The organism is Pacificibacter marinus, assembly GCF_018860665.1.
Lineage (GTDB): Bacteria > Pseudomonadota > Alphaproteobacteria > Rhodobacterales > Rhodobacteraceae > Celeribacter > Celeribacter marinus_A.
In genome coordinates this window covers 153,388-177,541 of the sequence record NZ_JAHKPK010000060.1, presented here as the reverse complement: position 1 = coordinate 177,541, position 24,154 = coordinate 153,388, and the positions used below count along the sequence as shown (strand labels likewise).

The window sequence follows — 24,154 nt, the reverse complement described above, 5'->3', positions numbered from 1 at the left end:
AGCACGTGAGAGATCAACGGGTGATGTACACACCCGACATATAGAAAGGCAAAGCATCCATGGAAGGCTTTACCATCGTCGACGCAATCGTGGCCCTCGTGATCATCGTATCCGCGCTTTTGGCCTATTCACGCGGTTTTGTCCGTGAAGGCATGGCCATCGCAGGTTGGATCGTCGCCGCGATTTTAGGTTACATTTTTGCTCCGCAAGCCATGCCATTGGTCAAAGAAATCCCAGTTTTGGGTGGCTATATTTCTGACAGCTGCGAATTGGGCGTCATCGGCGGATTTTTTGCGGTCTTCGCACTGGCGTTGATTGTCGTGTCCGTGTTTACGCCGCTGCTGTCCTCAGCCGTGCAGCGATCGGCGCTTGGCGGTATCGATCAGGGGCTTGGCTTTTTCTTTGGCGTCATTCGCGGCATTCTTTTGGTGGCCATCGCATTGGTGATCGTGGATCGCGTGTCCACGGGGGACCGCATCGCGGTTTTGGAAGATTCGCGCACTGTCAAAGTCTTTGACCGCTCACAATCGCGCATTGACGAAAGCATCCCCGCGGATGCACCAGGCTGGATCACCCAGCGCTATGAGGGCTTGGTTGGCGTCTGCACAGAATAAACGGCGGCTTTTGTCACGTTAAAAGACAGATGAAGGCGGCGCTTGCTTGAATAGCAGGGCCGCCTTTCCCATGTATGCAAGGTCTCTTACACCTTGATCCCAGAAAGCGCAGCATGAAACCTATCGCGACACCATCGCCCACCTTTTGGAATCTCATTGCCAAGAAATACATTGCTGGCGATGTCGCGGATCAGGCGACCTATGAACGTAAACTGGCGCAAACCCAAAGCTTGCTCAAACCTGAGTGGTCTATTTTGGAGGTTGGCTGCGGATCGGGCAACACGGCCATGACGCACGCGCCCTTTGTGACGCAGGTCACGGGGATCGATTTCGCGCATAAAATGGTCGAACATGCACAGTCACAAGCCAAAGCACGCGGCATTGCAAATGTGGTGTTTGAACATAAGGGCTTGGACGATCTTGGCACAGATCAGAGCTATGACGCCGTGTTGATGCTGTCCGTGTTGCATCTGCAACCCGATTGGAAACACGCCATTCGTAAGGCCTACGCGCTGACATCTGCGGGCGGGGTTTTCATTTCATCGACCGCTTGTATCAAAGATATGTCGCCCATGATCGCCAAATTGGCCCCCTTATTCCGAGCCGTTCCGATTTTGCCAAGCTTGGTCAGCTTCACGCAGGATAATCTTTTGGATGAAATGCGATCCGCCGGATTTGAAATCGAAGATTATTGGCGCGCAAATCCCAAAGATGCGACCTTTATTGTGGCCCGCAAGCCTGCCTGAGGTCCATTTTGACCAAATGATTCGAATTCTTTTGTGATCCTTTCGTGACATGGCTGCCGTAAGGGACTAAACGAAAGACGAAATGCAGCCCTTGGATTCGGAGCCTGATGCCATGCGCCAGATGCCCCCTGCTCACCCGTTTGACGACGATAAACTCAAAGAAGAATGCGGCGTCTTTGGCGTTGTTGGTGTTGCAGATGCAGCCAACTTTATCGCACTCGGATTACACGCGCTTCAACACCGCGGCCAAGAAGCAGGCGGGATCGTAACACACGATGCAGACGCCGGCTTTCAATCGGCACGTCGTTTCGGATACGTCCGCGATACATTCACCAGCCAGAAAGTCATGGAAACGCTGCCCGGACCCATCGGGATCGGCCATGTGCGCTATTCCACCGCTGGTTCAAAAGGCTCCACCGCGATCCGCGATGTGCAGCCTTTCTTTGGCGAATTCTCAATGGGTGGTGCAGCCATAGCCCATAACGGCAATATCACCAACGCCGATGCGCTCAAACGCGAGTTGATCGACCGCGGGTCTATTTTTCAATCTTCATCAGATTCAGAATGCATCATTCACTTGATGGCGCGATCTTTGCAGCGCAACATTCCAGAAAGAATGAAAGATGCCTTGCGCCGGGTCGAGGGCGCTTTTTCTGTGGTCGCTATGACCCGCACCAAATTGATCGGTGTGCGCGATCCACGCGGCGTGCGTCCGTTGGTTTTGGGCAAGCTTGGCGACGGCGGCTATGCTTTGTCATCTGAAACCTGCGCGCTGGATATCATCGGTGCAGAGTTCGTACGCGAAATTGAACCCGGTGAAATGGTTGTCATCTCGCAAGGCAAAGTTGAAAGCTTTCACCCGTTCGAACGCACAGACTCGCGCTTTTGCATTTTCGAACACGTTTACTTCTCACGCCCAGACAGTATTTTGGAAGGCCGATCAGTCTATGAGACGCGCCGCCAAATCGGTGTTGAACTGGCCCGTGAAGCGCCTGTGGAGGCCGATCTCGTTTGCCCTGTGCCAGATTCAGGTACACCGGCGGCCATTGGTTATGCGCATGAAAGTGGCATTCCCTACGGCATGGGCATCATCCGCAACCAATACATGGGACGGACGTTTATTGAACCTTCAGAGCAGATCCGAAACATGGGTGTGCGCCTGAAACTCAACGTGAACCGCGCCCTGATCAAAGGTAAACGCATCATCTTGGTTGACGATTCTGTTGTACGCGGCACGACATCACAAAAGATCAAAGACATGTTGCTGGATGCGGGAGCAGCCGAAGTGCATTTCCGCATCGCTTCACCGCCCACCATGTGGCCCTGTTTCTACGGTGTGGACACACCCGACCGTGACAAGCTTTTGGCCGCCAACATGACCGTGGACGAAATGTGTAAGCATTTGGACGTGGACAGCTTGCAGTTTATCTCAATCGATGGGCTGTACCGTGCCGCTGGCGTGGCCTCAGGTCGCGACGCCGCCGCACCACGGTATTGCGACGCCTGTTTCACCGGCGACTACCCTGTGAAACCGACAGACATGATTTCCAAAGGTTTCGAGTTGAAAACAGCCGCTGAATAAGCGCTGATAGACAAAACCTATAAAGCCGCCGCACCATTGATTTGGCGCGGCGGTTTCTTTATGAAACGCATTTATACCCCCATTTTTTAAGGCCTGTTCATGACCTCAATTCTAGACCTCGATCCGCGTTGGCGTGCTTTGCAAGATATGGGCGGGGTTATGGATATCGGCTTTGATCACCCTGCCGCTTGGACCCACGCGCCCCGCAATGAGACGCCTTTTGTCAAAGAGGGTGATGATCAATTGGCCTCAGAGCTGTGCCGTTTTGGCGATCAGCGGTTCATTTGTGCCACGCTGAGCCTGCCCATCCGCGGATCAGACGATCATGTGGTGCTGGCGCTTTGGGTCAAAGTTCAAGACGCGAGCTTTTACGCCTATATCGAAACCTTTGATGGTGGGGATTTACCTGCGGCTTGCGATGGCCAACTGTCATCAGATTTGGGGCCGCTCGCAGCTTTGGGCAGCGCAGTATCGTTGAGCTTTACAGATGCAGCGGCTCGCCCGACCGCGACGCTTGATAATGGTGCAAAAGACATCTCAGTTGACCAGCTGCTTGATCTCTATGAAGCCACAGGGACATTAAGCCGCGACGATTTATCGAAGTCCTAAGGTTTTGCCCTCTTGACCATGCGCCCAATTGATCGCACATCTTGCTTATGACAGATCACCCCAAAACCGCACCGAAAATTGCATTGGTCACTGGCGCCTCACGCGGCCTTGGTTTCCATTTGGCCGAAAGCTTGGCCCCTGAGTATCACGTTGTTGCCGTGGCCAAGACCACGGGCGCGCTTGAAGAGCTTGATGATCGCATCAAAGCCAAGGGGGGCGACGCGACGCTGGCACCGATGGATATCACCAATCCTGACGCTATGGCGCATCTGTGTCGCGGCATTTACGACCGTTGGGGCTATTTGGATTTTTGGGCGCATACCGCGGTTTACGCGCAACTGTTGTCCCCAGCGGATCATTTGGACCCCAAAGATTTGGACCGTACTATCGGCACCAATATCACCGCCACGGGCAAGCTGATCCCCATGGTTGGTCCTTTGCTCAACATGGGGCCACGACGTTCTGACGTGATGTTCTTTGACGATCCGCATGCGGGCGAAAAATTCTATGGTGGCTATGGTGCGTCAAAGGCCGCGCAGATCGCTATGGCGAAAAGCTGGCAAGCGGAAACGCAGAACTCGGACAAAGCGCCGCGCATTCATATCGTGCAACCGAACCCCATGCCCACAGGCACACGGGCGCGGTTCCATCCGGGGGAAGGCAAAGAGGCGCTTGTGCATCCACGGGACGAAGCTCCACGTTTGCTGGCTTTGGCAGGTCTGCTTTAAGCCACTTAGCCCTCTAGCGGCGCAAATAGATCGATGCGGTAGCCATCCGCATCGGCCACAGTCGCATAGCGCTGCCCCCAAAAGGCATCCCAAGGCGCGGTCAAAACCGCAAACCCTGCCGCTTTAATCTGCGCCACGCAGGCATCGACTTCAGCGGGGCTGTCGCAGAGCATGGCAAATACCGAATGGTTCGGCGCACGCGGTGCCTCGCCGTTGAGTTTTTCCATCAAAGCCGCGCTGTCGATCATCAAACGTGGCTCGCCGGATCGGCGTATTGGCTCGATATGGTCATCACTAACGAACCCGCCGTCGAACTCAAACCCAAGCAACGTGTAGAAGGTTTTGGCGCGCGTCATGTCTGTCGCACTAACAGCAACGGCATCTAAGATCGGTTTTGGCATAAAACTCTCCATTCTTTGCCTAAGAGTGCCCACAAACGCTCAAAGGCTACAACCCTGCCTTGCCGTGATTCGCGACCTGCTTTATGGAAGAGGGAACAGACGGGCAAAAGGCAGCGAAATCATGCGCATTCTCATCACCAATGACGACGGTATCAACGCACCGGGACTTGTGACTTTGGAAAGCATCGCAGCCGAGCTGGCAGGCCCCGACGGCGAGGTTTGGGTCGTGGCGCCCGCGTTCGAGCAATCCGGCGTTGGCCACTGCATTTCCTACGCCCATCCCACGATGATTTCCGAACTTGCACCGCGCCGCTGGGCCGCAGAAGGCTCCCCTGCCGATTGCGTTTTGGCCGCTTTGCACGACGTGATGCCCGAACGCCCTGATTTGGTGTTATCCGGCGTCAATCGCGGCAACAACGCGGGCGAAAATGTCATGTATTCCGGCACCATCGGTGGTGCGATGGAAGCGGCCTTGCAAGGCGTTAAAGCCATCGCCATGAGCCAGTTTTTTGGCGCAGACAACAACGATTTAGACGATCCGTTTGAAAGTGCTGCCAAACACGGTGCCACGGTTGTGCGTCGTCTTTTGGCCAAGGCGCCTTGGGATGGGGCGGATTACAATCTGTTTTACAACGTCAACTTTCCGCCTGTGTCAGCAGATGAGACAGGTGAAATTGCGGTGACACGCCAAGGGCGGCGTCAGGGATCGGGCTTTGCGGTTGAGGCGCAGTTGTCCCCGTCAGGTCGGCGGTTTTTATGGGTCACTGGCTCTGCGCAAAATGTGGAAACGGGTGCGGGTACCGATGTCTCGGCGAATTTGGCGGGCGAAATTTCTGTCACACCAATGCGTGCCGATTTAACAGCCCATGATGCACTTTCCGATGTCGAGGCCGCGCTGCAATGACGCCAGCTGACGAACGTAAAATGCAATTTCTCTACACGCTGCGCTCAAAAGGCGTCACCGACAGCCGCACTCTGTCTGCGATGGAGAAAGTCGATCGTGGTCGTTTCGTCCGCGGGCTGTTTGCTGAACGCGCTTATGAAGACATGCCTTTGCCGATTGCTTGCGGCCAGACGATTTCGCAGCCCTCAGTCGTAGGGCTGATGACCCAGGCTTTGAACGTGCAACCGCGCGATAAAGTATTAGAGGTGGGCACTGGATCTGGCTATCAAGCGGCGGTGCTCAGCCAATTGGCGCGGCGCGTCTATACTGTCGATCGGTTTTCGCGTTTGGTGCGCGAGGCCCAAGAGGTGTTCGACGGGCTTGGCATCGTCAATATCACTGCGTTTTCTGCCGATGGCAGCCATGGTTTACCCGAGCAGGCCCCCTTTGATCGCATTATCGTGACCGCTGCCGCCGAAGACCCGCCAGGGCCCCTCTTGGCTCAGCTGCGTGTTGGCGGTATCATGGTGGTGCCTGTGGGTCAGTCTGATACAGTGCAAAGCCTGATCAAGGTCACACGCCTTGAAAAAGGATTTGATTACGAAGAACTGCGCGCCGTGCGTTTTGTGCCCCTGCTTGAGGGAATAGGTCAAGAGTAACCGCCCTCTGTTGGGCCAATTTTTCGGGGCAACACCCCCGCGGGCAACGACCCGAAGATTTGAGGATCGAGCAATGACATATATCCAGTTGGCACCCGTCCGCCCCCGTAAACCACGCCGTTTGGCCCTGCATCGTTTGGCCATGTATGGCTGCGCTGCCTTGGCGTTGAGCGCCTGTGACAAACCACTAGATTTCGATCTGCGCGGCTTAACGGACGCGTTTTCAACCGCGCCAGCAGCCCTTGAGGCCAATACCGCCGCAAAGCCAAAAGCCGATGAAAATGGCGTCATTTCCTATCCAAATTACCAAGTGGCGGTTGCGCGCAAAGGCGATACCATCGACACGCTCGCCAATCGCATCGGAATGTCCCCTGCTGAATTGGCGCAGTACAACGGCATTCCAGACGGTGTAGAATTGCGCAGCGGCGAAGTGATCGCCTTGCCCCGCCGCATCGGAACATCGACGGCAGTGGCCACGGGCACGATTGCATCAGGTGAACGCATTGACGTGAGCTCACTGGCCAATGAGGTTTTGACCGAAACGCCTCTGGATGCCCCTGCGGCGACGTCTTCAATGTCGAAACCAAATACCTCGGATATTTCGACAGAACCCGTGCGCCACCAAGTGCAACGCGGCGAAACCGCCTATTCCATCGCGCGCCAATACGGTGTGTCTGTGCGCGCGCTATCTGACTGGAACGGCCTTGGCTCTGACCTTGCCGTACAAGAAGGCCGCTATGTTTTGATCCCTGTGAAAACAGCACAAAGCACCGCCGCTCCCGTGGCAGACACAGCAACACCCGGAAGCGGCACAGCGACGCCAACACCGACACCGCCTTCGGCGGCAACCCCATTGCCCGACCCCGCAGAGGCGACAGCAGAACCGGTAAAACCAAGTACGCCAGCGCCCAACTTGGGCTCAACACAATCAACATCAAACTCAGAGATGACCAAGCCAGTGTCAGGCCCGATCATTCGTGACTATGATAAAACGAAATCCAAATTCGTGCTGTTCTCTGCCCCCGCCGGCACCACGGTGAAAGCGGCCAAAGCGGGCACTGTGAAACTGGTGTCCACCAATGCGGACGGTGTTCAGATCATGGTGATCGACCACGGTGACGGGTTGCAAACGGCCTATAGCTTTATCGATTCACTGACTGTCAAAAAAGGCGATACGGTCTCGAAAGGCCAAAGCATCGCCAAGGTAACCGCCAATGAATTCAACGCCTTGCAGTTTATGGTGTTCAAAGGCACGCAAACGGTCGACCCAACGCCTTACTTGAACTAAGCACTGTTTCAATCACAGAAAAAAGCCGCTCCAAATTGGGGCGGCTTTTTTGATTGTTATGTTTTGAAACCTGATAAGCAGGGCTGCCCCTACCCCAGAGCCACGCTCTTGCGTCCCGCCAGATCGACAAAGAACTGCCATGCCACACGGCCAGAACGCGAGCCTCGGGTCGCTTGCCATTCGATCGCCTCGGCGCGCAGGGTCTCGTCGTCGATCTCGATCCCGTAGGTGGTACAGTAGCCACGGATCATTGCCAAATAATCATCTTGGCTGCACGGGTGGAAGCCAAGCCACAGACCGAAACGATCTGACAGAGATACTTTTTCCTCGACTGCCTCAGATGGGTTGATGCCCGACGAGCGCTCGTTTTCGATCATATCGCGCGGCATTAAATGGCGGCGATTGGATGTGGCGTAGAACAGCACGTTCTCAGGTCGCCCTTCGATCCCGCCATCCAGAACCGCTTTGAGCGATTTGTAATGTTCGTCATCATGGCCAAAAGACAGATCATCGCAAAACAACACAAAACGATGCTTTGAGGCCCGCAAGTGATCCAGCAAACGCCCCACAGTGGGCAGGTCTTCGCGCTGTAACTCAACCACTTTCAACGCAAATCCCTCAGCACAAACAGCGCCATGAACAGCTTTGACCAGTGATGATTTACCCATGCCCCGCGCGCCCCATAAAAGTGCGTTGTTCGCAGGCAAACCACGGGCAAATTGCAGCGTATTAGCCAGCAAGGTATCGCGCGACCGATTGATGCCGATCAACAGCGACAGATCAACCTTTGAGACCTGTGCGACAGGCACCAAACGGTCCGGTCCTGTGTGCCACACAAAAGCGTCTGCAGCGTCGAAATCAGGGGCAGCCTCAGGTGCCGGCGCCATGCGGTCCAATGCATTTGCAATGCGTTTTAATGTCTTACTGGCCATGTCCTACCCTTACTTATCGTCGTCATCGAAGTCGCCATACAGCTCTTCGTCTTCGTCCAAAATACCAGCCGCACGCAATTCTGCTGTACGCTTTTTCTCGACTTGCGCCACAAGGAAGATCGAAATCTCGTAGAGGCCATAGACCACAACGAATAAAATCAACTGCGTTGTCACATCAGGCGGCGTTACCAAAGCGGCGACCAATAGAATGCCAACAACGGCGTATTTGCGCGTCGAGCGCAGCCCGTGCGCTGTGGCCAAGCCCGCTTTGCCCATGAGCGTCAATAATACAGGCAATTGAAAACACAGCCCGAAAGCCACGATCATTTTCAAAGTGATATCAAGCGTCTCGTTGACCTTGCCGTTGAACACAATATCGATGCCCGTGCTGGCAGTGGCCGCGCTCGTATCCCCACCTGAGGCCACGAGTGCAGCCATGAAAGACGGCAAGTCAGCAAAGCCAAGAAAGAACGCCATCGCCAATGGCACGACGATGTAATGGGCAAAAGCCGCCCCCAGTAAAAACAACACAGGCGAGGCAATCAAAAACGGTAGAAACGCATTCTTTTCATTACGGTATAGGCCCGGCGCAATAAAGCGCCACAACTGATGTCCGATCACGGGGAACGACAGCATCAGCCCGCCAACCATAGAAATGCGGATCAACGTAAAGAAGTATTCTTGCGGCGCTGTGTACTGCATAACAGGATTTGGGTTGCCCAAAGAGCGCATGGTTTTCTCAATCGGCATGAGCAAGAAATCCAAAATCGCGCCGCCAAAGGAAAAACAAATCACCATCGCCACGAAAAAGGCCAACACGGCCCGAATAAGCCGCGTGCGCAATTCTGCCAAATGTTCGATCAAAGGGGCAGTGCTGTCTTCGACCTCGTCTTGGGCTGTGTCTGTTTGGCTCATGCGTCGCCTTCTTTCTTGGTCTTAGCAGGCTTGGTTTTGGGGGGCGTTTTCTTGGCGGCTGCAGTCTTGGTTGCTGCGGTCTTGGTTGCTGTAGTCTTTGCCGGTGCGGTTTTGCGAGCTGTCGCTTTAGCCGCAGTTGCTTTCGCAGAGGTTTTGGCTGGGGTTTTCGAGGCCCGAGCCTTTTTAGCAGGGGCTTTCTTGACTGGCGTTTTCACCACATCTGCGGTCTCTGCATCCGCCGTTTCAACCGCTTTGCGCGCCGTGGCAGATTTCGCAGTGGCGTCACTGATTTTCTTGGCCGCGGCTGCGCGTTCTTCGGTCATTTCAGGCTTGGGGGGCGCTTTGGTGTCCTCCGATTTCATCGGATCCCAATTTTCAAAATCGCTCGCGGCCTCTTTCAGCTTGTCCAACCCAAATTTCTTGGGGTTGGCTGCGGCGTTCAGGCTGCTTTTGATCTCGTTGACCCCCGCCTCATCGGCGGCATTTTCCATCGCACGCGAAAATTCGCGCCCCATAGCCTTGATCTTGGCGGTGAAGCGACCAAGCGTGCGAAACATCCCCGGCAGATCTTTTGGGCCCACCACAATAAGAGCCACAATCCCGATGATCAGGAGTTCGGACATACCGATGTCAAACATGTGGAATCGCCTTTCAATGCGTCACAAAACAGCAGGGGCGATCTGGCAAACCAGTCCCGCCCCGAAATCCAACAGCCAGCGAATTAGACTTTGTCTTTTTCAACTGTCTCAGTGACGTCTTTTGCTGCCTCTGCAGTTTCGTCTTCGATCTCTTTGGTGCCGTCATTGACGCCCTTTTTGAACGCTGTGATGCCTTTGCCCACTTCGCCCATAAGACCCGACACTTTGCCGCGACCAAAAAGAACCAAAACCACGACAGCGATCAGCAGAAGGCCCGGAATACCGATATTGTTAAGCATAGTCTTTCTCCTGTTCGCGGACACCCTGCGTCCGCCTAAAAATTCATCTGATATAGACTTAACGTGGAATTTGCCGAGGAAAAGCACCAAATTTACAAAATCTGATGGATGCACAACATTGGCGCGTTCCATTCGTCTAGAATTTCCATACTGACAGGTATATGTCAGTTGAGAAAGCACAAAACTGAGGTCCTTCAGTCGAATCGGAGCGCATGATGGAAAATATTCAAATTATTGAAACTGTTGGTTTTCGTGCCAACATGCGCCCCGCCCCCTTTGCGCGCGCCCAAGCGATATAAACTGTGGCAAAGGGCAAACAATCAAGAATACAGCGCAGCGACCGCCTGTTTGATATCATTCAAATCATGCGCGATGGTGCATTGCACACAGCGGGCGATTTGGCCAAACATTTGGACGTGTCTGAACGCACAATCTGGCGCGATATGGCAACTTTGCGGGCCTCTGGTGTGCCTGTAGAGGGCGAACGTGGCGTTGGGTATACAATCACAGCGCCGATCACCTTGCCGCCAATGAACCTGACCATGGGCGAATTGGAAGCGCTGCATTTGGCCGTGGCGATTTTGGGAGAGGCCACCGATCCTGATCTGTCGACATCGGCGCAAAGTTTAGCGGCCAAAATCGATGCGGTTCTGCCAGAAAACGCAGGTCCACCCGGCACAGGCTGGGGGTTCGCGGTCTATCCCTTTGCGGATGCCGCCGCTGGATTTAAGCATATGCCGCTGTTGCGCGACGCCGTGCGCGAGAAAAAACTCATCCGTATGAATTACTTAGATCTGGATGATACGACTTCAACACGTCTTATCCGCCCGTTACAATTGGAATATTGGGGACGGGTTTGGACCATGACGGCTTGGTGCGCATTACGACATGGCTTTCAGGTGTTTCGGGTGGACCGCATCGAGGCGCTGATCGACACTGGCGCAACGTTTACAGATGAAGCGGGGCAAAGCTTGCAAGATTACTTGGCTCAGGTTGACGAAATCAAAGCGAAAAAACGCCTCTGAATCCCCCAGCGCTTAAGTCACGGGGAATACAAAACACCGCTCGCGGCGCAGCATCAACCACAATGGCGTGCCAACTTTGGGCAAGAACACCGAGGGCACCGTGGCGCGCAAAATGGACCCATCAAAATCCATGCGAAATTCGACCAGACTTTCACGCCCCATAAAACGCGCGCGCTCCACGATACCACGCGCAGGCGTGCCATCTTGCGGCGTTGGATTTGGGCCGCGCCCTGCACGATCAAAGTCGATGCGCAAGTGCTGTGGGCGGATAACGATGTCTACAGGCGTACCATCGGCGTGACCGGGGCAAAGAAACTCGCCAAAAGCGGTGGACACCAATGCCCCCTCAACCTTTCCACCTATCACATTGATATCGCTAAAAAAGGCTGCAGATTTTTTGTCCTTTGGCGCATTGTAAATATTATAGGGCGCGCCTTGCTGGACAATTTTTCCGTCCCGCATCAACGCAATCTCATCGGCCATGCGCATAGCCTCGTCAGGTTCATGCGTCACCAAAAGCACCGCCGTGCCTTCGGCTTTCAGCACTTCCAAAGTGCTGTCACGAATTTCATCTTTTAGCCGTTCATCAAGGCCGGAAAACGGTTCGTCCATCAACATCACAGAGGGACGCGGCGCAAGAGCGCGCGCCAAAGCCACGCGCTGTTGTTCGCCACCTGAGAGTTCATGCGGGAATTTGTTGAGGGCAGACAACAGCCCCACTTTGTTCAAAAGCTCTTCGACGCGGGTGCGTTTTTCGTCCTTTGATCCCTTCAGGCCAAATGCGACATTGGCCGCAACTGACAAATGTGGAAAGAGCGCAAAATCTTGGAACATCAAACCAATAGAGCGCCCTTCGGGCGGCACGCGGTGTAAGGTATCGCAGACCAAATCGCCATCGACGTAAATTTCACCAGAATCTTGCATATCAACGCCAGCGATCATCCGCAGGGTCGTAGATTTGCCGCAGCCCGATGGCCCCAAAAGGCAAGTCACCTGCCCCGGCATCACTTTAAGCGAGACATCACTCACGACATCTCTGCCTTGAAATCTGCGACGCAAATTGCGGATTTCCAAACGCGGATGCGCAGGCGTCGTCTGAGCTGGGGTGTGGGCGTTCACAAGATGTATCCGACAAAAACTCTAAGGCCAGTTCGTCCTAACAGCCTAAACCGGCCTTAGCAACTGCTTGGCATTTTACAGCAGGGCCGCTCTTCAAACGTGTAACAGGCAATGGTTATACATCAGCCTAGGCATCAAGGTCGTACCGTAGTCGTCGTACACATCAGCATGGCGCATCGCGGGATGCAGCCGAAAGCGCAAGGCAACAGGGATCACTTGCCGGTTGCCTTGCGCGAGCTTAATTGACTGGATCAGGACCCAGTGTCCGAACCCGATTACATGGTAGAGACTGTTGCGCCACCATCCAGCAACACGTTTTGACCAACCATAAAGCCCGCATGTTGAGAACACATGAACGCGCATGTCGCGCCAAATTCGGCGGCCGATCCGTAACGCCCCGCGGGAATACTCGCATATTTCTCCGCACGTATGTCGTCAAAGCTTTTGCCTGTTGTCTCGACGGCCATTTTGTCAAGCGACACCATACGATCCGTGTCATGCAAACCCGGCAAGAGGTTGTTGATGGTCACACCGCTGCCAGCCACTTGACGCGAGGTGCCCGCCACATAACCGGTCAACCCAGTGCGCGCAGCATTGGACAGGCCCAGTACAGGAATCGGCGCTTTTACGGACACAGAGGTGATATTAACCACACGCCCCCAGCCACGGTCCATCATCGACGGCACCAAGGCTTTAATCAATGCAATCGGCGTGAGCATATTGGCATCAAGCGCATCAATAAAGTCGTCGCGATCCCAATCGGTCCACATGCCAGGAGGTGGGCCACCTGCATTGGTCACAAGAATGTCCACTTGGCCCGCGATTTCCAAAACTTCAGCGCGCCCCTCTTCTGACGTGATATCCGCCGCCACTGTTTCGACGTTAACCTTATAAAGGGACCGAATTTCAGCGGCTGTTGCCTCTAACGCTTCAGCCCCACGAGCATTGAGTACCAAATCCACACCGGCTTCGGCCAAAGCGAATGCGCATCCACGCCCCAACCCTTTGGATGAGGCACATACCAGCGCGCGTTTTCCACTAATTCCAAGGTCCATCACGTATCCTCCTGAAGAATCGATCAATTTTGTCTGTTTATTCCTAAGTCTTGCGGCAAGGTGACGCCAATACCGCCCCCGTGCAAGCCCATCCTGTCTGTGTGGGTTTCAGACTGTCTAAGTTTTATCGGTCGATAGTCAGACACCCCAAAGTCAGGCATGCATTGACATTTCTTGTCCTGCCTCTTGTCCTGACGTTGCAGAGACCGCGCACGAAAACGACTTGAAACTGAGCGGATTTGTGGGAAATGTGGCAAAAACTGTGCTTAAAAAACCTGCATCATTACCAATCTTGCCCAATTCCCGCCATTGTTGGCAACTAATCCTAATGGGAACGGTAATCGGTAAAGGTATTGCGATGTCTCGTAGCGTAACAGTATACAATCACGCCATTTTCTGGCATAATATAGGTTATGTGACTGCATATTTTGTGAATGACTGCGATTCCTTTGGGGGAAAAAGCCAACCTATCCGCAAGATCAATGCCAAGACACGGAAACTGCAACCAAATGATTGAATCCATGCACAACTCGCCTTCTCAGATCAGCCTCAACACAGGTGCCGTACCGACACAGGTTTTGCCTGCCTATCGTGCGGAGTCTTTTCGCGTGATCAATGGGGCCAACTTTGGCGATGCAATGTCCCATGCTGACGAGATCGAGTTGGCCGATATCTATCGACTTGAAAACGATGCGCCCCGCGTGCACCTGTCTGTTGCTGTGCATGACAATGCGATCACCATCGCGGAGGGCTCCGAAATGGGCACAGTGGGGGCCAATGTTCACCTTGATTGCGTTGTGACATTGATGGCGCCGGATGGATCAACAGTTGAGGTTATGATCCTTATCGAGTTGGATGATACTGGCATGGTCGAGGATACATATTTACTGCCGCTTGCAGCCCTGTACGAGAAACAAGACTACGCCGCTATCACGTTGGATCGCGAAAGTCCGCGCACCCGCTTGGCCGAGGTGGCCTGCGTGTCCTTCACCCGTGGCACATTGATTACGCTGGCAAATGGCATGCAAAAGCCCATTGAGCAGCTCAACATCGGTGATCGCGTATTGACCAGAGACCACGGCCCACGCGAGATCCGCTGGATTGGCCATCAAACGATGCGCGCCACGGGATCTTTTGCACCGATCATCATAAAAAAAGGCACGCTGAACAACGAAAATGACCTGACTGTCAGCCCTAACCACCGTCTTTTCATCTATCAACGCAAAGACCGCCTGCGGGCGGGGCGCGCCGAGATTTTGGTCAAGGCGAAGCTTTTGGTCAATGGTATAAATGTTGTGCAATCTGACGGCGGCTTTGTCGAATATTACCAACTTTTGTTCGACAACCATGAGATCATCTATGCGGAAGGCATCGCGGCCGAAAGCATGTTTGTCGACACCCAAGTCAAGCCCTACCTGCCCGCAGACATTCAAGCGCGCCTGTCAAATGTCACCGATTTTCAGGACGTCCCACGGGCCTATGAAATTGTTGATGGCGCACTTGCCCCCGAAGATGCAGCGCATTTGTTGCGGATCGCGCCAGCCAGCTAGCTGATGTTAGACCCAATGCGTTAGGTCTCATCACGGACGAAAGCAAAAACGCGCCTGTCATTAGGGGCGTTTTTCTCATTTTTAGCTTCAGATTTGTGCAGCCGCGTCTTGGCAGTTGCTCGCCCCACGCCGCACAGCTATAGACAGCCCCATGTCAAACGCATCACATACCGCCCTTGATCTGCCCGACGAAATCGCACGTCGGCGCACTTTTGCGATCATTTCGCACCCTGACGCTGGGAAAACCACACTGACCGAGAAATTTCTTCTCTACGGTGGGGCGATTCAAATGGCCGGTCAGGTGCGCGCCAAAGGCGAAGCGCGCCGCACACGATCCGATTTTATGCAGATGGAAAAAGACCGCGGGATTTCCGTGTCTGCTTCTGCCATGTCGTTTGATTTTGGCCGTTACCGCTTCAATCTTGTGGACACGCCCGGTCACTCGGATTTCTCGGAAGACACTTACCGCACGCTCACAGCCGTGGACGCCGCGATCATGGTGATCGACGGGGCCAAAGGTGTTGAAAGCCAAACACAGAAACTGTTCGAAGTCTGCCGAATGCGCGACTTACCGATATTGACATTCTGTAACAAAATGGACCGCGAAAGCCGCGATACATTTGAAATTATTGACGAAATTCAAGAAAACTTGGCGATTGATGTGACGCCCGCCTCCTGGCCCATCGGCGTAGGCCGCGACTTTTTGGGCTGTTACGATATCTTGAATGACCGCCTTGAATTGATGGACCGCGCCGACCGCAATAAAGTGTCTGAAAGCGTAAAAATCAACGGCCTTGATGACCCAAAGCTTGCCGAACATGTACCTGCGGACTTGCTGGAACAGCTGAAAGAAGAGCTGGAAATGGTGCGCGAATTGCTGCCAGAATTTGACCGCGAGGCCTTCTTAGAGGGTTCAATGACGCCGATTTGGTTCGGCTCTGCGATCAATTCCTTTGGCGTGAAGGAATTGATGGATGGCATGGGCGATTACGGCCCTGTGCCCCAAGTGCAAACAGCACAACCGCGCCCTATTTCACCTGACGAGAAAAAAGTCATGGGCTTTGTGTTCAAGGTGCAAGCCAATATGGACCCCAAACACCGTGACCGCGTCGCGTTTGTACGTTTGGCCTCAGGGCACTTTAAACGTGGCATGAAGTTGACCCATGTAAGGTCGAAAAAACCGATGGCGATCTCAAACCCTGTGCTGTTTTTGGCCTCTGACCGCGAATTGGCTGAAGAAGCTTGGGCTGGCGACATCATCGGCATCCCGAACCACGGCCAATTGCGCATCGGCGACACATTGACCGAGGGCGAAGACATCCGCGTCACCGGTATTCCGTCATTCGCGCCAGAACTGCTGCAATCCGTGCGCGCAGGCGATCCGATGAAGTCCAAGCACTTAGAGAAAGCCCTGATGCAATTCGCCGAAGAGGGGGCGGCCAAAGTGTTCAAACCGGCCATTGGATCGGGCTTTATCGTCGGCGTTGTCGGCGCATTGCAGTTTGAAGTTCTGGCCTCACGCATCGAGTTGGAATACGGACTGCCCGTCAGCTTTAGCCCATCGCAGTTCACCTCTGCGCGCTGGGTCACAGGGCCAAAAGCCAAGGTCGATGCCTTTGTCAGCGTCAACCAGCAGCACATCTCGCATGACCATAACGGTGACATCGTTTACATGACGCGCCTGCAATGGGACATTGATCGGATTGAACGCGACTATCCCGATTTGACCTTGGCCTCGACACGCGAATTGATGGTTTAACCCCTGCAATCACGCGTAATCTTTTACCGAGATTAGCAAAGACCCGCTCACTTTGGCGCGGGTCTTTTTTCTGTCTGGACGCTCATCGAAAATTTCGTCAAATTAGCCGCAAATCATTGAATACAGTCTTGAAAGGCTCCTAAATGCGTACCATCCCTGTTTCGGTTTTCTCTGCTGTTTTTGGCGCGACCACGGTGGCTACACTTCCTGCCTTTGGACAGACTGATGTTTGGGCCTTGCTGGGCGAAGTCAGCATCGACGAGATTGTCACGGACAACAGCTATGAGGTGAAAAAGTCTTTTCCCAAGCAGCTTGAAAACGGGATCAAGGATCTGACAATCACTGGATACGCGATGCCCTTGACGCCAGGAAGCTTGATCCACGAACTGATTTTGGTCTCTGATATGGGCACTTGCCCACTTTGTGGCAGCCCTGACCATGGCACATCTTTGCAGGTGACATTGGCCGAGCCTCTAGCCAATTTCGAAGACGGGGCGCGCATTACTGTGCGCGGTAATTTGTCGGCGGTGACCGACACGACCACATGGCAGAGTGCCGTGCTGGAAAACGCGGTGCGCGTCGACCTGTAAGCTGTGCAAAAGACCGGTGTTGCGGGTATCTGCGGCACCGTTTTACCTTTTGCCAAGACTGGTTTGAACTATTTAAGCATATTTGAGACCAATAGAGCTATTTTAGTGATATTGGTTCGCACTCCAGCATAAATCAGGCAACATTTTGGACTGCCACGGCCCCACGGTTAGGGTTTGATTGACCTTTACCCCATATCGGAGTAGAGAAGGCGACGATTTAGGGACCTCGAAGCGCGAGGTGGCCATCAGGCCGGTGACCCCATTTGACGCCGCGGGCTTTGATATGTCCGTGAGAACACGGATATACATGATAAAATTCACTGATCTAAACCTTGATAAAAAGGTTCTCAAAGCGATTGAAGATGCTGGCTATACTGAGCCAACACCAATTCAAGCAGGTGCGATTCCTCCTGCGCTTGAGGGCAAAGATGTCTTGGGCATTGCGCAAACGGGGACAGGCAAAACCGCCTCTTTCACTTTGCCGATGATCACACGCCTAGCTCGCGGACGCGCGCGCGCCCGTATGCCCCGCTCGTTGGTGTTATGCCCGACACGCGAACTGGCTGCGCAAGTTGCTGAAAACTTTGACACTTACACCAAATATCACAAGCTGACCAAAGCCTTGTTGATTGGTGGCGTGTCGTTCAAAGAACAAGATCGCCTGATCGACAAAGGCGTCGATGTTTTGATTGCGACGCCGGGTCGTTTGCTTGATCATTTTGAACGCGGTAAATTGATTTTGACGGATGTGAAAATCATGGTGGTGGACGAAGCCGACCGTATGCTCGACATGGGGTTCATCCCTGACATTGAACGCATCTTTGGCCTCACGCCTTTCACGCGCCAGACGCTGTTTTTCTCGGCCACGATGGCCCCTGAAATTGAGCGAATCACAAATACATTCTTGTCTGCACCGGCTCGTATTGAGATCGCGCGTCAGGCCTCAGCATCCGAGAAAATCGAACAGCACGTTGTGATGCTCAAAGGTTCGCGCCGCGATCGTACAGCAACCGAAAAGCGCAAGCTTTTGCGGGCATTGATCGAAAATGAAGGCGAAAGCCTTGATAACGCGATTATTTTTTGCAACCGCAAAACAGATGTGGATATCGTGTCCAAGTCGATGCAGAAATACGGTTTTGACACTGCGCCAATTCACGGCGATTTGGATCAATCCCAACGCAACACAACGCTTGAACGGTTCCGCAATGGCGAGATTAAAATTCTCGTGGCCTCTGATGTGGCCGCACGCGGTCTTGACGTGCCATCTGTGACCCACGTGTTCAACTTTGACGTGCCGGGCCACCCAGAGGACTATGTGCACCGCATTGGCCGTACGGGGCGAGCGGGCCGTGACGGCAAAGCGATCATGCTGTGTGAACCGCGTGACGAGAAAAACTTTGAAGCAGTCGAGACTCTCTTGGGTAACAAAATCCCACGTCTCGACAACCCGTTTGGCAATCCTGTTGATGAAACGGCTGCCCCTGCAGACGCTGCTAAGCCTGAGGCTAAAAAAGCTGACACTGCTGAAAAGCCACAAGAGGCTGTTGCAGCATCGGGCGATACCCCAGCCGACAAACCAAAGCGCACACGCACACGGTCACGCCGCAAACCAGCCGCGGACAAAGCGGCGGAACTCGCAGCGGTTGAGACACCTGTTGTTGATGCCGTAGTGGAAACGGCCCCTGCCCCAACGCCAGTTGCAGAGGCCGTACAGGCCGAGCCAGTTGTGGAGGCGCAAGCTGAGCAGCAATCGTCTCAGCGCAGTCGTGGTGGTCGCTCAAATGACCGCAACGCGAACGATCGCAATGGCGCTCAAGAGCGGTCAAGCTATGACCGCAACAACAACTCTGGCGGACGTGGTCGCGGGCGCTATGGTCGTGAAGAGAAAAATACAGTTGTCGGTCTTGGCGATCATTTGCCAACCTTTATTGCATTGAGCTTTGAAGATCGTCTTACCAGCTAAGCCATTGTTAAAATTATAGAGTTTACAACCCCGCATCCAATTTGGTGCGGGGTTTTCTTTTGGTACATGGATAAAAGGCATCATCACGACACGCATCACGAAAAACAAAAGGGCCGACAGATCTCTCTGCCAGCCCCTTCTAAAACATGCTGCGGTGTGCCGTGTTTTATCAGCTCGACAGGCGCGAAATCACCACTTGGACTTCGGGCTTTTTACCGACTTCTTGTTGGGTAGAGCGACGAATGATGCGACGCATTTCTTCTTCGAGTTTATCATCATCGCTCAGCGTTTTCTTATTGGCACGCATGAGGAACTGGTTGAGGTCTTCTTCCAACACATCCACAAGGGGCGCTTTTGAGCGGCCCGTTTCTGGCAAGCCTTTGACTTCACACCAGCATTCGCCCAAAGGCGCATCATCTTCGATGATCACTGTCGACACAACCATACCGTTGAGCGCCATACGAATACGGTCGCGCACAACACCATCCATTGCGCCGATATGCACGGAGCCGTCCAAGTAAGTGCGGCCAGTTTCAACGAACTCCACGACTTTCATCTGACCACCCGCAAGGTTCACTCCGGTGCCATTTGGCGCGATGATGGACTTGTAGCCGTTTTCTTCGGCCAATTTCGCATGGGCACGCAGGTGACGATGCTCCCCGTGCATAGGTATGACCAAATTTGGCTTCACAACCTTATGCACATGGGCAATGTCGGGACGATTGGCGTGACCGGAGACGTGGTAAAGACCATCTGCATCCGTCACAACATCCACACCCATTTCAGAAAATGAGTTAACTATACGGCTGACGGAATTCTCATTGCCCGGAATGGTTTTGGACGAAAAGATGACCGTGTCACCCTCGTTGAGCTTCATCCCGAGGTATTTGCCGCGTGACAGCTGAGCAGTCGCAGCGCGACGTTCGCCTTGCGATCCAGTGGTCAGCAAAAGCAAGTTTTCACGTGGTACGTCAAAGGCTTTGTCGGGTGACAAGGTCGGTGGAAAATCGGAGATGATCCCTGTCTCGATACCGGCTGTGATCATGCGGCGCATCGCGCGCCCCATCAGCACAACAGAACGGCCCGCTTTGGTGCCTGCATCCGCCAGTGTTTTCACACGGGCAACGTTCGAAGCAAAGGTGGTCGCAGCGACCAGACCCGGAAGATCTTTCATCAGCTGTGTTAGGGGCTCAACAACTTCCGCCTCAGACCGGCCAGCGTTCGGGCTGAACACGTTGGTGGAATCGCACACAAGCGCGATCACACCGTCTTTGGACACATCGGCCCAAAGATCGTCGTCAAAGGCTTCGCCCACAAGCGGGGTGCGGTCCACTTTGAAATCGCCCGTGTGGATGATGCGGCCTTCTGGCGTGTCGATGACCAAAGCAGAGCTTTCAGGGATCGAATGCGATACAGGCAAGAAGCCCACGTTGAACGGACCGGTTTGGGTCTGCTCAGGCCATGCGCCAACGGTTTTGATTTGCAACTCGTCGTGACCGTGCTCTTCAAATTTGAGACGCGCCAAATGGGCCGTGAATTTGCGCGCATAGATCGGCGCGCCAAGGCGTGGCCAAAGGTGACCAACAGCGCCCACGTGATCTTCATGCGCGTGGGTGATGTAGATGGCATCGATGCGCTCTTTGCGCTCTTCAAGCCATGCGATATCTGCGAAAATCAGATCGACGCCAGGGGTGCCATCCATATCGGGGAATGTCACGCCAAGATCGACAACGATCAAACGTTCTTTGCCAACGGGGCCGTAACCGTAGACATAGCAGTTCATGCCGATTTCGCCAGCGCCGCCGAGCGGCAGGTACAAAAGACGATTGGTGCTCATAATGTGCCTTGGTCCTTGTTATAATTGTGGATGACCACGAGGCCATGAATGGTTAGGAATTCATCGAATTCGTCAAAGAGCTTGTGGCCCTGATTGAAGAGCGGCGCAAGCCCGCCAGTGGCAATCACCCGCATAGGGCGACCATATTCGTCTTTGATGCGGCTACATGTCTCGCGCACAAGGCCGACATAGCCCCAAAAGACACCAGATTGCATACAAGCCACAGTGTTGGTGCCGATCACTTTATCAGGCATGGTCACGTCAACATGGGGCAAGGCAGCAGCTTTGAGGTGCAGGCTTTCCAACGAAGTGTTAACGCCCGGCGAAATCACCCCACCAACATAAGCCCCGTCATGGGCCACAACATCAAAAGTGGTGGCTGTGCCAAAATCAACCACGATCAGATCACCACCAAATTTGTCGAAAGCCGCAGCGGAATTGACCAAGCGATCAGGGCCTACTGTCGTGCCTGCATCAACCCGTGAGGCAATAGGCAAAAGACACTCGGGTTTGCCGACCACCATGGGTCTGCAGTCGAAATAGCGATTGGCAAAGACGCGCAGGTTGAACACAACACGCGGCACGGTGGACGAGATAATCACTTCGGTGATATTGGCCTCGATCTTTTGGAAATTCATCAAGGTCGACAGCCAAACGTAATATTGATCCGCCGTGCGTTGGACCTCGGTCGAGGTGCGCCACGTGGCGATAAACGCAGAGCCGTCCCAAATAGAAAACACCGTGTTTGTGTTGCCGGTATCGATACAAAGAAGCATTAGAAAAAGACCTCAGCTGCTGGAATGGACAGCGCGCCGGACGACTGGCGCAGCACAAGATTGCCATGCGCATCCACATCCTCAAACGTGCCGTGATGTTCATCAAGGGTCGTGCGCGCACGGATCGGTTCACCAAGCTTGGCGGCACGTGCAAGCCATGCGGTACGGATCGGTTCAAACCCATAAGTGGTGAACTGATGTTCCCAGTTGGCATAGGCTGGGGCCAACACATCAAGAAATTCTTCGGGGGTGACCAATGCGCTTGTTTCATGAGCCAAAGACACCGGTGGGAATGGGCTGGATTCGACATGTGACACATCGGGCGTTGCCGCCAAATTGGCGCCAATGCCGATGGACAGATGATTGGCGCCACGTTCCAAAAGAATGCCCGCGAACTTCCCACCACTGAGCAAGACATCGTTGGGCCATTTAAGCGCCAGCGTATCAGGGCGGCCAGTGACCGTCGCGACAGCGTCAAACAAAGCCAATGAGGCCACGAAAGACCGCAAGGCGATCCTGTCGGCGGGCTCATCAGGGAACATCAAAAGCGTGGCGGCAAAATTGCCCTTGGGCATGGACCAAGGTCTGCCGCGACGGCCATGACCTGAGGTTTGATCAAGCGTCAAAATCCATTGCGGAAACGACGAGGAGGCCGCGACACGCGCGGCCTCCTTCATTGTGCTGTCCGTTTGCGGCAAGACGATGCGCCCTACCCCAGTCGGCCAGATGTTCACATTAGCGGACAAGGGCCTCAGCCGCTGTCATTGCCATTGTGTCCACACCGAATAGGTTAACGATACCCACCAACATGACCAACCCGACGATCAAAACAACCACGTTGGCGATGCCACCTTTGGTGTTGTCGAGCGGTTCAACTTCGGAACCAAAGAACATGTAATAGACGACACGCAGGTAGTAGAAGGCGCCTATAACGGATGCGATAACACCCGCCGTGGCCAACCATGTCATGTTGGCTTCCACGGCGGCTTGCAACACGGCCAATTTACCAAAGAAACCAACCATTGGCGGCACGCCAGCCATTGAGAACATCAAGAACAATACCGCCAAGGCTTTGGTCGGGTTGACCTGCCAGTAACGGTTGAGCGCTTTGATTTCAGTGACCGGTTTGCCATCACGTTCCATCGTCATGATGAAAGCAAATGTACCGATGTTCATCACAACGTAGATCGCCATGTAGATCAGTGCGGCCTGAACGCCACCCACGGTACCGGAGGCAACGCCGATCAAAGCAAAACCCATGTGTGAAATAGACGAGTAAGCCATCAGACGTTTGATATTTGTTTGGCCGATACCTGCAATAGCGCCAAGGAACATAGACGCCACTGCGATCAAAGCAACGATCTGCGACCAATCGCTTGAAATGCCACCGAATGCGTCATGCAAAACCCGTGCAAACAAAGCCATCGCTGCCAATTTTGGCGCTGTGGCAAAGAAAGCTGTGACAGGCGTTGGCGCGCCCTCGTAAACGTCTGGCGTCCACATGTGGAACGGTACGGCAGAGACTTTGAACGCCATACCTGTGATCATAAAGACAAGACCAAAGAGCACACCCAAAGGCGCACCGTCATGAACGACGGACAAGATACCCGCAAAGTTTGTTGTGCCAGCAAAGCCATAGGTCAGCGATGCACCGTACAAAAGCAAACCTGAAGACAAAGACCCAAGCACGAAATATTTAAGACCCGCCTCGGATGAGCGTACAGAGTCGCGACGGAAGGATGCGATGACATAGAGCGCCAAGGACATCAACTCCAAGCCCATGTAGAGCGCCATCAAATCACCCGCCGAAACCATCACCATCATACCGATGGTCGAAAGGGCGACGATGATCGGGAACTCAAATTTGAGCATGTCGTATTTTTTCATATAGTCTTGCGACATCACCAAAACAGTCGCAGCCGAAAGCAAGATGCCCACTTTGGCAAAACGCGCAAAGGCGTCATCAACGAACATACCGTTGAAAGCAATGTTTGCGCCCGCAGACCGTGTGGCCAAAATCACAGCTGCCAAGACGAAGGCACCAGCGGTGGCCCAAGTGACGAGGCCTGCAACCTTATCTTTGCTCGTGTAGACCGCAAACAACAGTGCAGCGAGGCTGTAGACGGCCAGAAGGAACTCTGGAAGGACGATCGAAAAATCGGCAGAGGTCATAATCAGATCCCCTC

Annotated in this window: 24 protein-coding genes; 13 read left to right on the top strand and 11 right to left on the bottom strand. The window is 53.9% G+C overall.

Features of this window, described 5'->3' with window-relative positions:
- Positions 1 to 59: 59 nt before the first annotated feature.
- The 5 genes from KO497_RS16820 to KO497_RS16800 all read left to right on the top strand — a co-directional run bounded on the left by KO497_RS16820 (position 60) and on the right by KO497_RS16800 (position 4,279).
- Entirely contained in the window at positions 60 to 614 is a 555-nt protein-coding gene (locus KO497_RS16820; RefSeq protein ID WP_215945112.1) for a CvpA family protein, read from the top strand.
- 113 nt (positions 615 to 727) lie between these two features.
- The gene (locus tag KO497_RS16815; protein WP_215945111.1) at positions 728 to 1,360 is read left to right on the top strand and encodes a class I SAM-dependent methyltransferase; all 633 of its coding nucleotides are present in this window, start codon (positions 728 to 730) and stop codon (positions 1,358 to 1,360) included.
- Between the two features lie 112 nt (positions 1,361 to 1,472).
- Complete coding sequence (gene purF / locus KO497_RS16810) at positions 1,473 to 2,942, top strand: amidophosphoribosyltransferase (RefSeq protein WP_215945110.1); 1,470 nt, start codon at positions 1,473 to 1,475, stop codon at positions 2,940 to 2,942.
- 99 nt (positions 2,943 to 3,041) lie between these two features.
- The gene (locus tag KO497_RS16805) at positions 3,042 to 3,551 is read left to right on the top strand and encodes a DUF2199 domain-containing protein (protein ID WP_215945109.1); all 510 of its coding nucleotides are present in this window, start codon (positions 3,042 to 3,044) and stop codon (positions 3,549 to 3,551) included.
- 47 nt (positions 3,552 to 3,598) lie between these two features.
- Positions 3,599 to 4,279, top strand: coding sequence for an SDR family NAD(P)-dependent oxidoreductase (locus KO497_RS16800; RefSeq protein ID WP_215945108.1), 681 nt, complete (start codon positions 3,599 to 3,601; stop codon positions 4,277 to 4,279).
- Between the two features lie 5 nt (positions 4,280 to 4,284).
- Here the strand turns inward: KO497_RS16800 and KO497_RS16795 are convergent, their stop codons facing one another.
- A complete protein-coding gene (locus KO497_RS16795) occupies positions 4,285 to 4,680 on the bottom strand; it encodes a VOC family protein (RefSeq protein ID WP_252729752.1) in 396 nt (131 codons plus the stop codon).
- Between the two features lie 121 nt (positions 4,681 to 4,801).
- Here KO497_RS16795 and surE point away from each other — a divergent pair, with 121 nt between their 5' ends.
- From surE to KO497_RS16780, 3 genes are all read left to right on the top strand, one after another.
- Positions 4,802 to 5,584, top strand: a complete 783-nt coding sequence (gene surE / locus KO497_RS16790; RefSeq protein WP_215945106.1) for a 5'/3'-nucleotidase SurE — start codon at positions 4,802 to 4,804, stop codon at positions 5,582 to 5,584.
- On the top strand, positions 5,581 to 6,222 hold the full coding sequence (locus KO497_RS16785; protein WP_215945105.1) for a protein-L-isoaspartate(D-aspartate) O-methyltransferase: 642 nt from the start codon (positions 5,581 to 5,583) through the stop codon (positions 6,220 to 6,222). The genes surE and KO497_RS16785 overlap by 4 nt, the downstream gene beginning before the upstream one ends.
- Positions 6,223 to 6,295: 73 nt before the next feature.
- A complete protein-coding gene (locus tag KO497_RS16780) occupies positions 6,296 to 7,510 on the top strand; it encodes a LysM peptidoglycan-binding domain-containing protein (RefSeq protein ID WP_252729751.1) in 1,215 nt (404 codons plus the stop codon).
- Positions 7,511 to 7,599: 89 nt separating this feature from the next.
- On the opposite strand, the gene KO497_RS16775 is transcribed toward KO497_RS16780, so the two are convergent.
- The 4 genes from KO497_RS16775 to KO497_RS16760 all read right to left on the bottom strand — a co-directional run bounded on the left by KO497_RS16775 (position 7,600) and on the right by KO497_RS16760 (position 10,294).
- Positions 7,600 to 8,442 (bottom strand): ATP-binding protein, encoded by an 843-nt coding sequence (locus tag KO497_RS16775; protein WP_215945104.1) that lies wholly within the window; start codon positions 8,440 to 8,442, stop codon positions 7,600 to 7,602.
- Positions 8,443 to 8,451: 9 nt separating this feature from the next.
- The gene (gene tatC / locus KO497_RS16770; RefSeq protein ID WP_215945103.1) at positions 8,452 to 9,357 is read right to left on the bottom strand and encodes a twin-arginine translocase subunit TatC; all 906 of its coding nucleotides are present in this window, start codon (positions 9,355 to 9,357) and stop codon (positions 8,452 to 8,454) included.
- Entirely contained in the window at positions 9,354 to 9,995 is a 642-nt protein-coding gene (gene tatB, locus KO497_RS16765) for a Sec-independent protein translocase protein TatB (protein ID WP_215945102.1), read from the bottom strand. The genes tatC and tatB overlap by 4 nt, the downstream gene beginning before the upstream one ends.
- A gap of 83 nt (positions 9,996 to 10,078) precedes the next feature.
- Positions 10,079 to 10,294 (bottom strand): twin-arginine translocase TatA/TatE family subunit, encoded by a 216-nt coding sequence (locus tag KO497_RS16760; protein ID WP_215945101.1) that lies wholly within the window; start codon positions 10,292 to 10,294, stop codon positions 10,079 to 10,081.
- 326 nt (positions 10,295 to 10,620) lie between these two features.
- Between KO497_RS16760 and KO497_RS16755 the strand changes: the two genes are divergently transcribed.
- On the top strand, positions 10,621 to 11,319 hold the full coding sequence (locus KO497_RS16755) for a helix-turn-helix transcriptional regulator (protein ID WP_215945152.1): 699 nt from the start codon (positions 10,621 to 10,623) through the stop codon (positions 11,317 to 11,319).
- Between the two features lie 12 nt (positions 11,320 to 11,331).
- Here the strand turns inward: KO497_RS16755 and KO497_RS16750 are convergent, their stop codons facing one another.
- Together KO497_RS16750 and KO497_RS16745 are read right to left on the bottom strand one after the other, a co-directional pair.
- Positions 11,332 to 12,438, bottom strand: a complete 1,107-nt coding sequence (locus tag KO497_RS16750) for an ABC transporter ATP-binding protein (protein ID WP_215945100.1) — start codon at positions 12,436 to 12,438, stop codon at positions 11,332 to 11,334.
- 275 nt (positions 12,439 to 12,713) lie between these two features.
- Positions 12,714 to 13,493 (bottom strand): SDR family oxidoreductase, encoded by a 780-nt coding sequence (locus KO497_RS16745; RefSeq protein ID WP_215945099.1) that lies wholly within the window; start codon positions 13,491 to 13,493, stop codon positions 12,714 to 12,716.
- Between the two features lie 521 nt (positions 13,494 to 14,014).
- Here KO497_RS16745 and KO497_RS16740 point away from each other — a divergent pair.
- The 4 genes from KO497_RS16740 to KO497_RS16725 all read left to right on the top strand — a co-directional run bounded on the left by KO497_RS16740 (position 14,015) and on the right by KO497_RS16725 (position 19,355).
- Positions 14,015 to 15,043 (top strand): Hint domain-containing protein, encoded by a 1,029-nt coding sequence (locus KO497_RS16740; protein ID WP_252729750.1) that lies wholly within the window; start codon positions 14,015 to 14,017, stop codon positions 15,041 to 15,043.
- Between the two features lie 151 nt (positions 15,044 to 15,194).
- Entirely contained in the window at positions 15,195 to 16,802 is a 1,608-nt protein-coding gene (locus KO497_RS16735; RefSeq protein ID WP_215945097.1) for a peptide chain release factor 3, read from the top strand.
- A gap of 143 nt (positions 16,803 to 16,945) precedes the next feature.
- Positions 16,946 to 17,392, top strand: a complete 447-nt coding sequence (locus KO497_RS16730; protein WP_215945096.1) for a hypothetical protein — start codon at positions 16,946 to 16,948, stop codon at positions 17,390 to 17,392.
- 307 nt (positions 17,393 to 17,699) lie between these two features.
- A complete protein-coding gene (locus KO497_RS16725) occupies positions 17,700 to 19,355 on the top strand; it encodes a DEAD/DEAH box helicase (RefSeq protein ID WP_215945095.1) in 1,656 nt (551 codons plus the stop codon).
- A 169-nt stretch (positions 19,356 to 19,524) separates the two neighbouring features.
- On the opposite strand, the gene KO497_RS16720 is transcribed toward KO497_RS16725, so the two are convergent.
- The 4 genes from KO497_RS16720 to nuoN are packed head-to-tail and all read right to left on the bottom strand — an operon-like array spanning position 19,525 to position 24,140.
- Positions 19,525 to 21,192 carry a ribonuclease J gene (locus tag KO497_RS16720; RefSeq protein ID WP_215945094.1) on the bottom strand — a complete coding sequence of 556 codons (1,668 nt, stop codon included), beginning with the start codon at positions 21,190 to 21,192 and terminating at the stop codon, positions 19,525 to 19,527.
- Positions 21,189 to 21,968 carry a type III pantothenate kinase gene (locus KO497_RS16715; protein ID WP_215945093.1) on the bottom strand — a complete coding sequence of 260 codons (780 nt, stop codon included), beginning with the start codon at positions 21,966 to 21,968 and terminating at the stop codon, positions 21,189 to 21,191. Before KO497_RS16715 ends, KO497_RS16720 begins: the two co-directional genes overlap by 4 nt.
- Positions 21,968 to 22,702, bottom strand: a complete 735-nt coding sequence (locus KO497_RS16710) for a biotin--[acetyl-CoA-carboxylase] ligase (protein ID WP_215945151.1) — start codon at positions 22,700 to 22,702, stop codon at positions 21,968 to 21,970. Before KO497_RS16710 ends, KO497_RS16715 begins: the two co-directional genes overlap by 1 nt.
- Before the next feature lies 1 nt (position 22,703).
- Positions 22,704 to 24,140 carry an NADH-quinone oxidoreductase subunit NuoN gene (gene nuoN / locus KO497_RS16705; protein ID WP_215945092.1) on the bottom strand — a complete coding sequence of 479 codons (1,437 nt, stop codon included), beginning with the start codon at positions 24,138 to 24,140 and terminating at the stop codon, positions 22,704 to 22,706.
- Positions 24,141 to 24,154: the final 14 nt, after the last annotated feature.

Excerpts from the sequence above, each read along its gene's own strand:
- KO497_RS16775 (WP_215945104.1), bottom strand. The coding sequence starts at position 8,442 with ATGGCCAGTAAGACATTAAAACGCATTGCAAATGCATTGGACCGCATG.
- KO497_RS16820 (WP_215945112.1), top strand. The coding sequence starts at position 60 with ATGGAAGGCTTTACCATCGTCGACGCAATCGTGGCCCTCGTGATCATC.
- KO497_RS16780 (WP_252729751.1), top strand. The coding sequence starts at position 6,296 with ATGACATATATCCAGTTGGCACCCGTCCGCCCCCGTAAACCACGCCGT.
- KO497_RS16760 (WP_215945101.1), bottom strand. The coding sequence starts at position 10,294 with ATGCTTAACAATATCGGTATTCCGGGCCTTCTGCTGATCGCTGTCGTG.
- KO497_RS16800 (WP_215945108.1), top strand. The coding sequence starts at position 3,599 with ATGACAGATCACCCCAAAACCGCACCGAAAATTGCATTGGTCACTGGC.
- KO497_RS16715 (WP_215945093.1), bottom strand. The coding sequence starts at position 21,968 with ATGCTTCTTTGTATCGATACCGGCAACACAAACACGGTGTTTTCTATT.
- KO497_RS16725 (WP_215945095.1), top strand. The coding sequence starts at position 17,700 with ATGATAAAATTCACTGATCTAAACCTTGATAAAAAGGTTCTCAAAGCG.
- KO497_RS16730 (WP_215945096.1), top strand. The coding sequence starts at position 16,946 with ATGCGTACCATCCCTGTTTCGGTTTTCTCTGCTGTTTTTGGCGCGACC.
- KO497_RS16815 (WP_215945111.1), top strand. The coding sequence starts at position 728 with ATGAAACCTATCGCGACACCATCGCCCACCTTTTGGAATCTCATTGCC.
- nuoN (WP_215945092.1), bottom strand. The coding sequence starts at position 24,140 with ATGACCTCTGCCGATTTTTCGATCGTCCTTCCAGAGTTCCTTCTGGCC.
- KO497_RS16785 (WP_215945105.1), top strand. The coding sequence starts at position 5,581 with ATGACGCCAGCTGACGAACGTAAAATGCAATTTCTCTACACGCTGCGC.
- KO497_RS16720 (WP_215945094.1), bottom strand. The coding sequence starts at position 21,192 with ATGAGCACCAATCGTCTTTTGTACCTGCCGCTCGGCGGCGCTGGCGAA.
- tatC (WP_215945103.1), bottom strand. The coding sequence starts at position 9,357 with ATGAGCCAAACAGACACAGCCCAAGACGAGGTCGAAGACAGCACTGCC.
- KO497_RS16795 (WP_252729752.1), bottom strand. The coding sequence starts at position 4,680 with ATGCCAAAACCGATCTTAGATGCCGTTGCTGTTAGTGCGACAGACATG.
- purF (WP_215945110.1), top strand. The coding sequence starts at position 1,473 with ATGCGCCAGATGCCCCCTGCTCACCCGTTTGACGACGATAAACTCAAA.
- KO497_RS16735 (WP_215945097.1), top strand. The coding sequence starts at position 15,195 with ATGTCAAACGCATCACATACCGCCCTTGATCTGCCCGACGAAATCGCA.
- KO497_RS16805 (WP_215945109.1), top strand. The coding sequence starts at position 3,042 with ATGACCTCAATTCTAGACCTCGATCCGCGTTGGCGTGCTTTGCAAGAT.
- KO497_RS16745 (WP_215945099.1), bottom strand. The coding sequence starts at position 13,493 with ATGGACCTTGGAATTAGTGGAAAACGCGCGCTGGTATGTGCCTCATCC.
- surE (WP_215945106.1), top strand. The coding sequence starts at position 4,802 with ATGCGCATTCTCATCACCAATGACGACGGTATCAACGCACCGGGACTT.
- tatB (WP_215945102.1), bottom strand. The coding sequence starts at position 9,995 with ATGTTTGACATCGGTATGTCCGAACTCCTGATCATCGGGATTGTGGCT.
- KO497_RS16740 (WP_252729750.1), top strand. The coding sequence starts at position 14,015 with ATGCACAACTCGCCTTCTCAGATCAGCCTCAACACAGGTGCCGTACCG.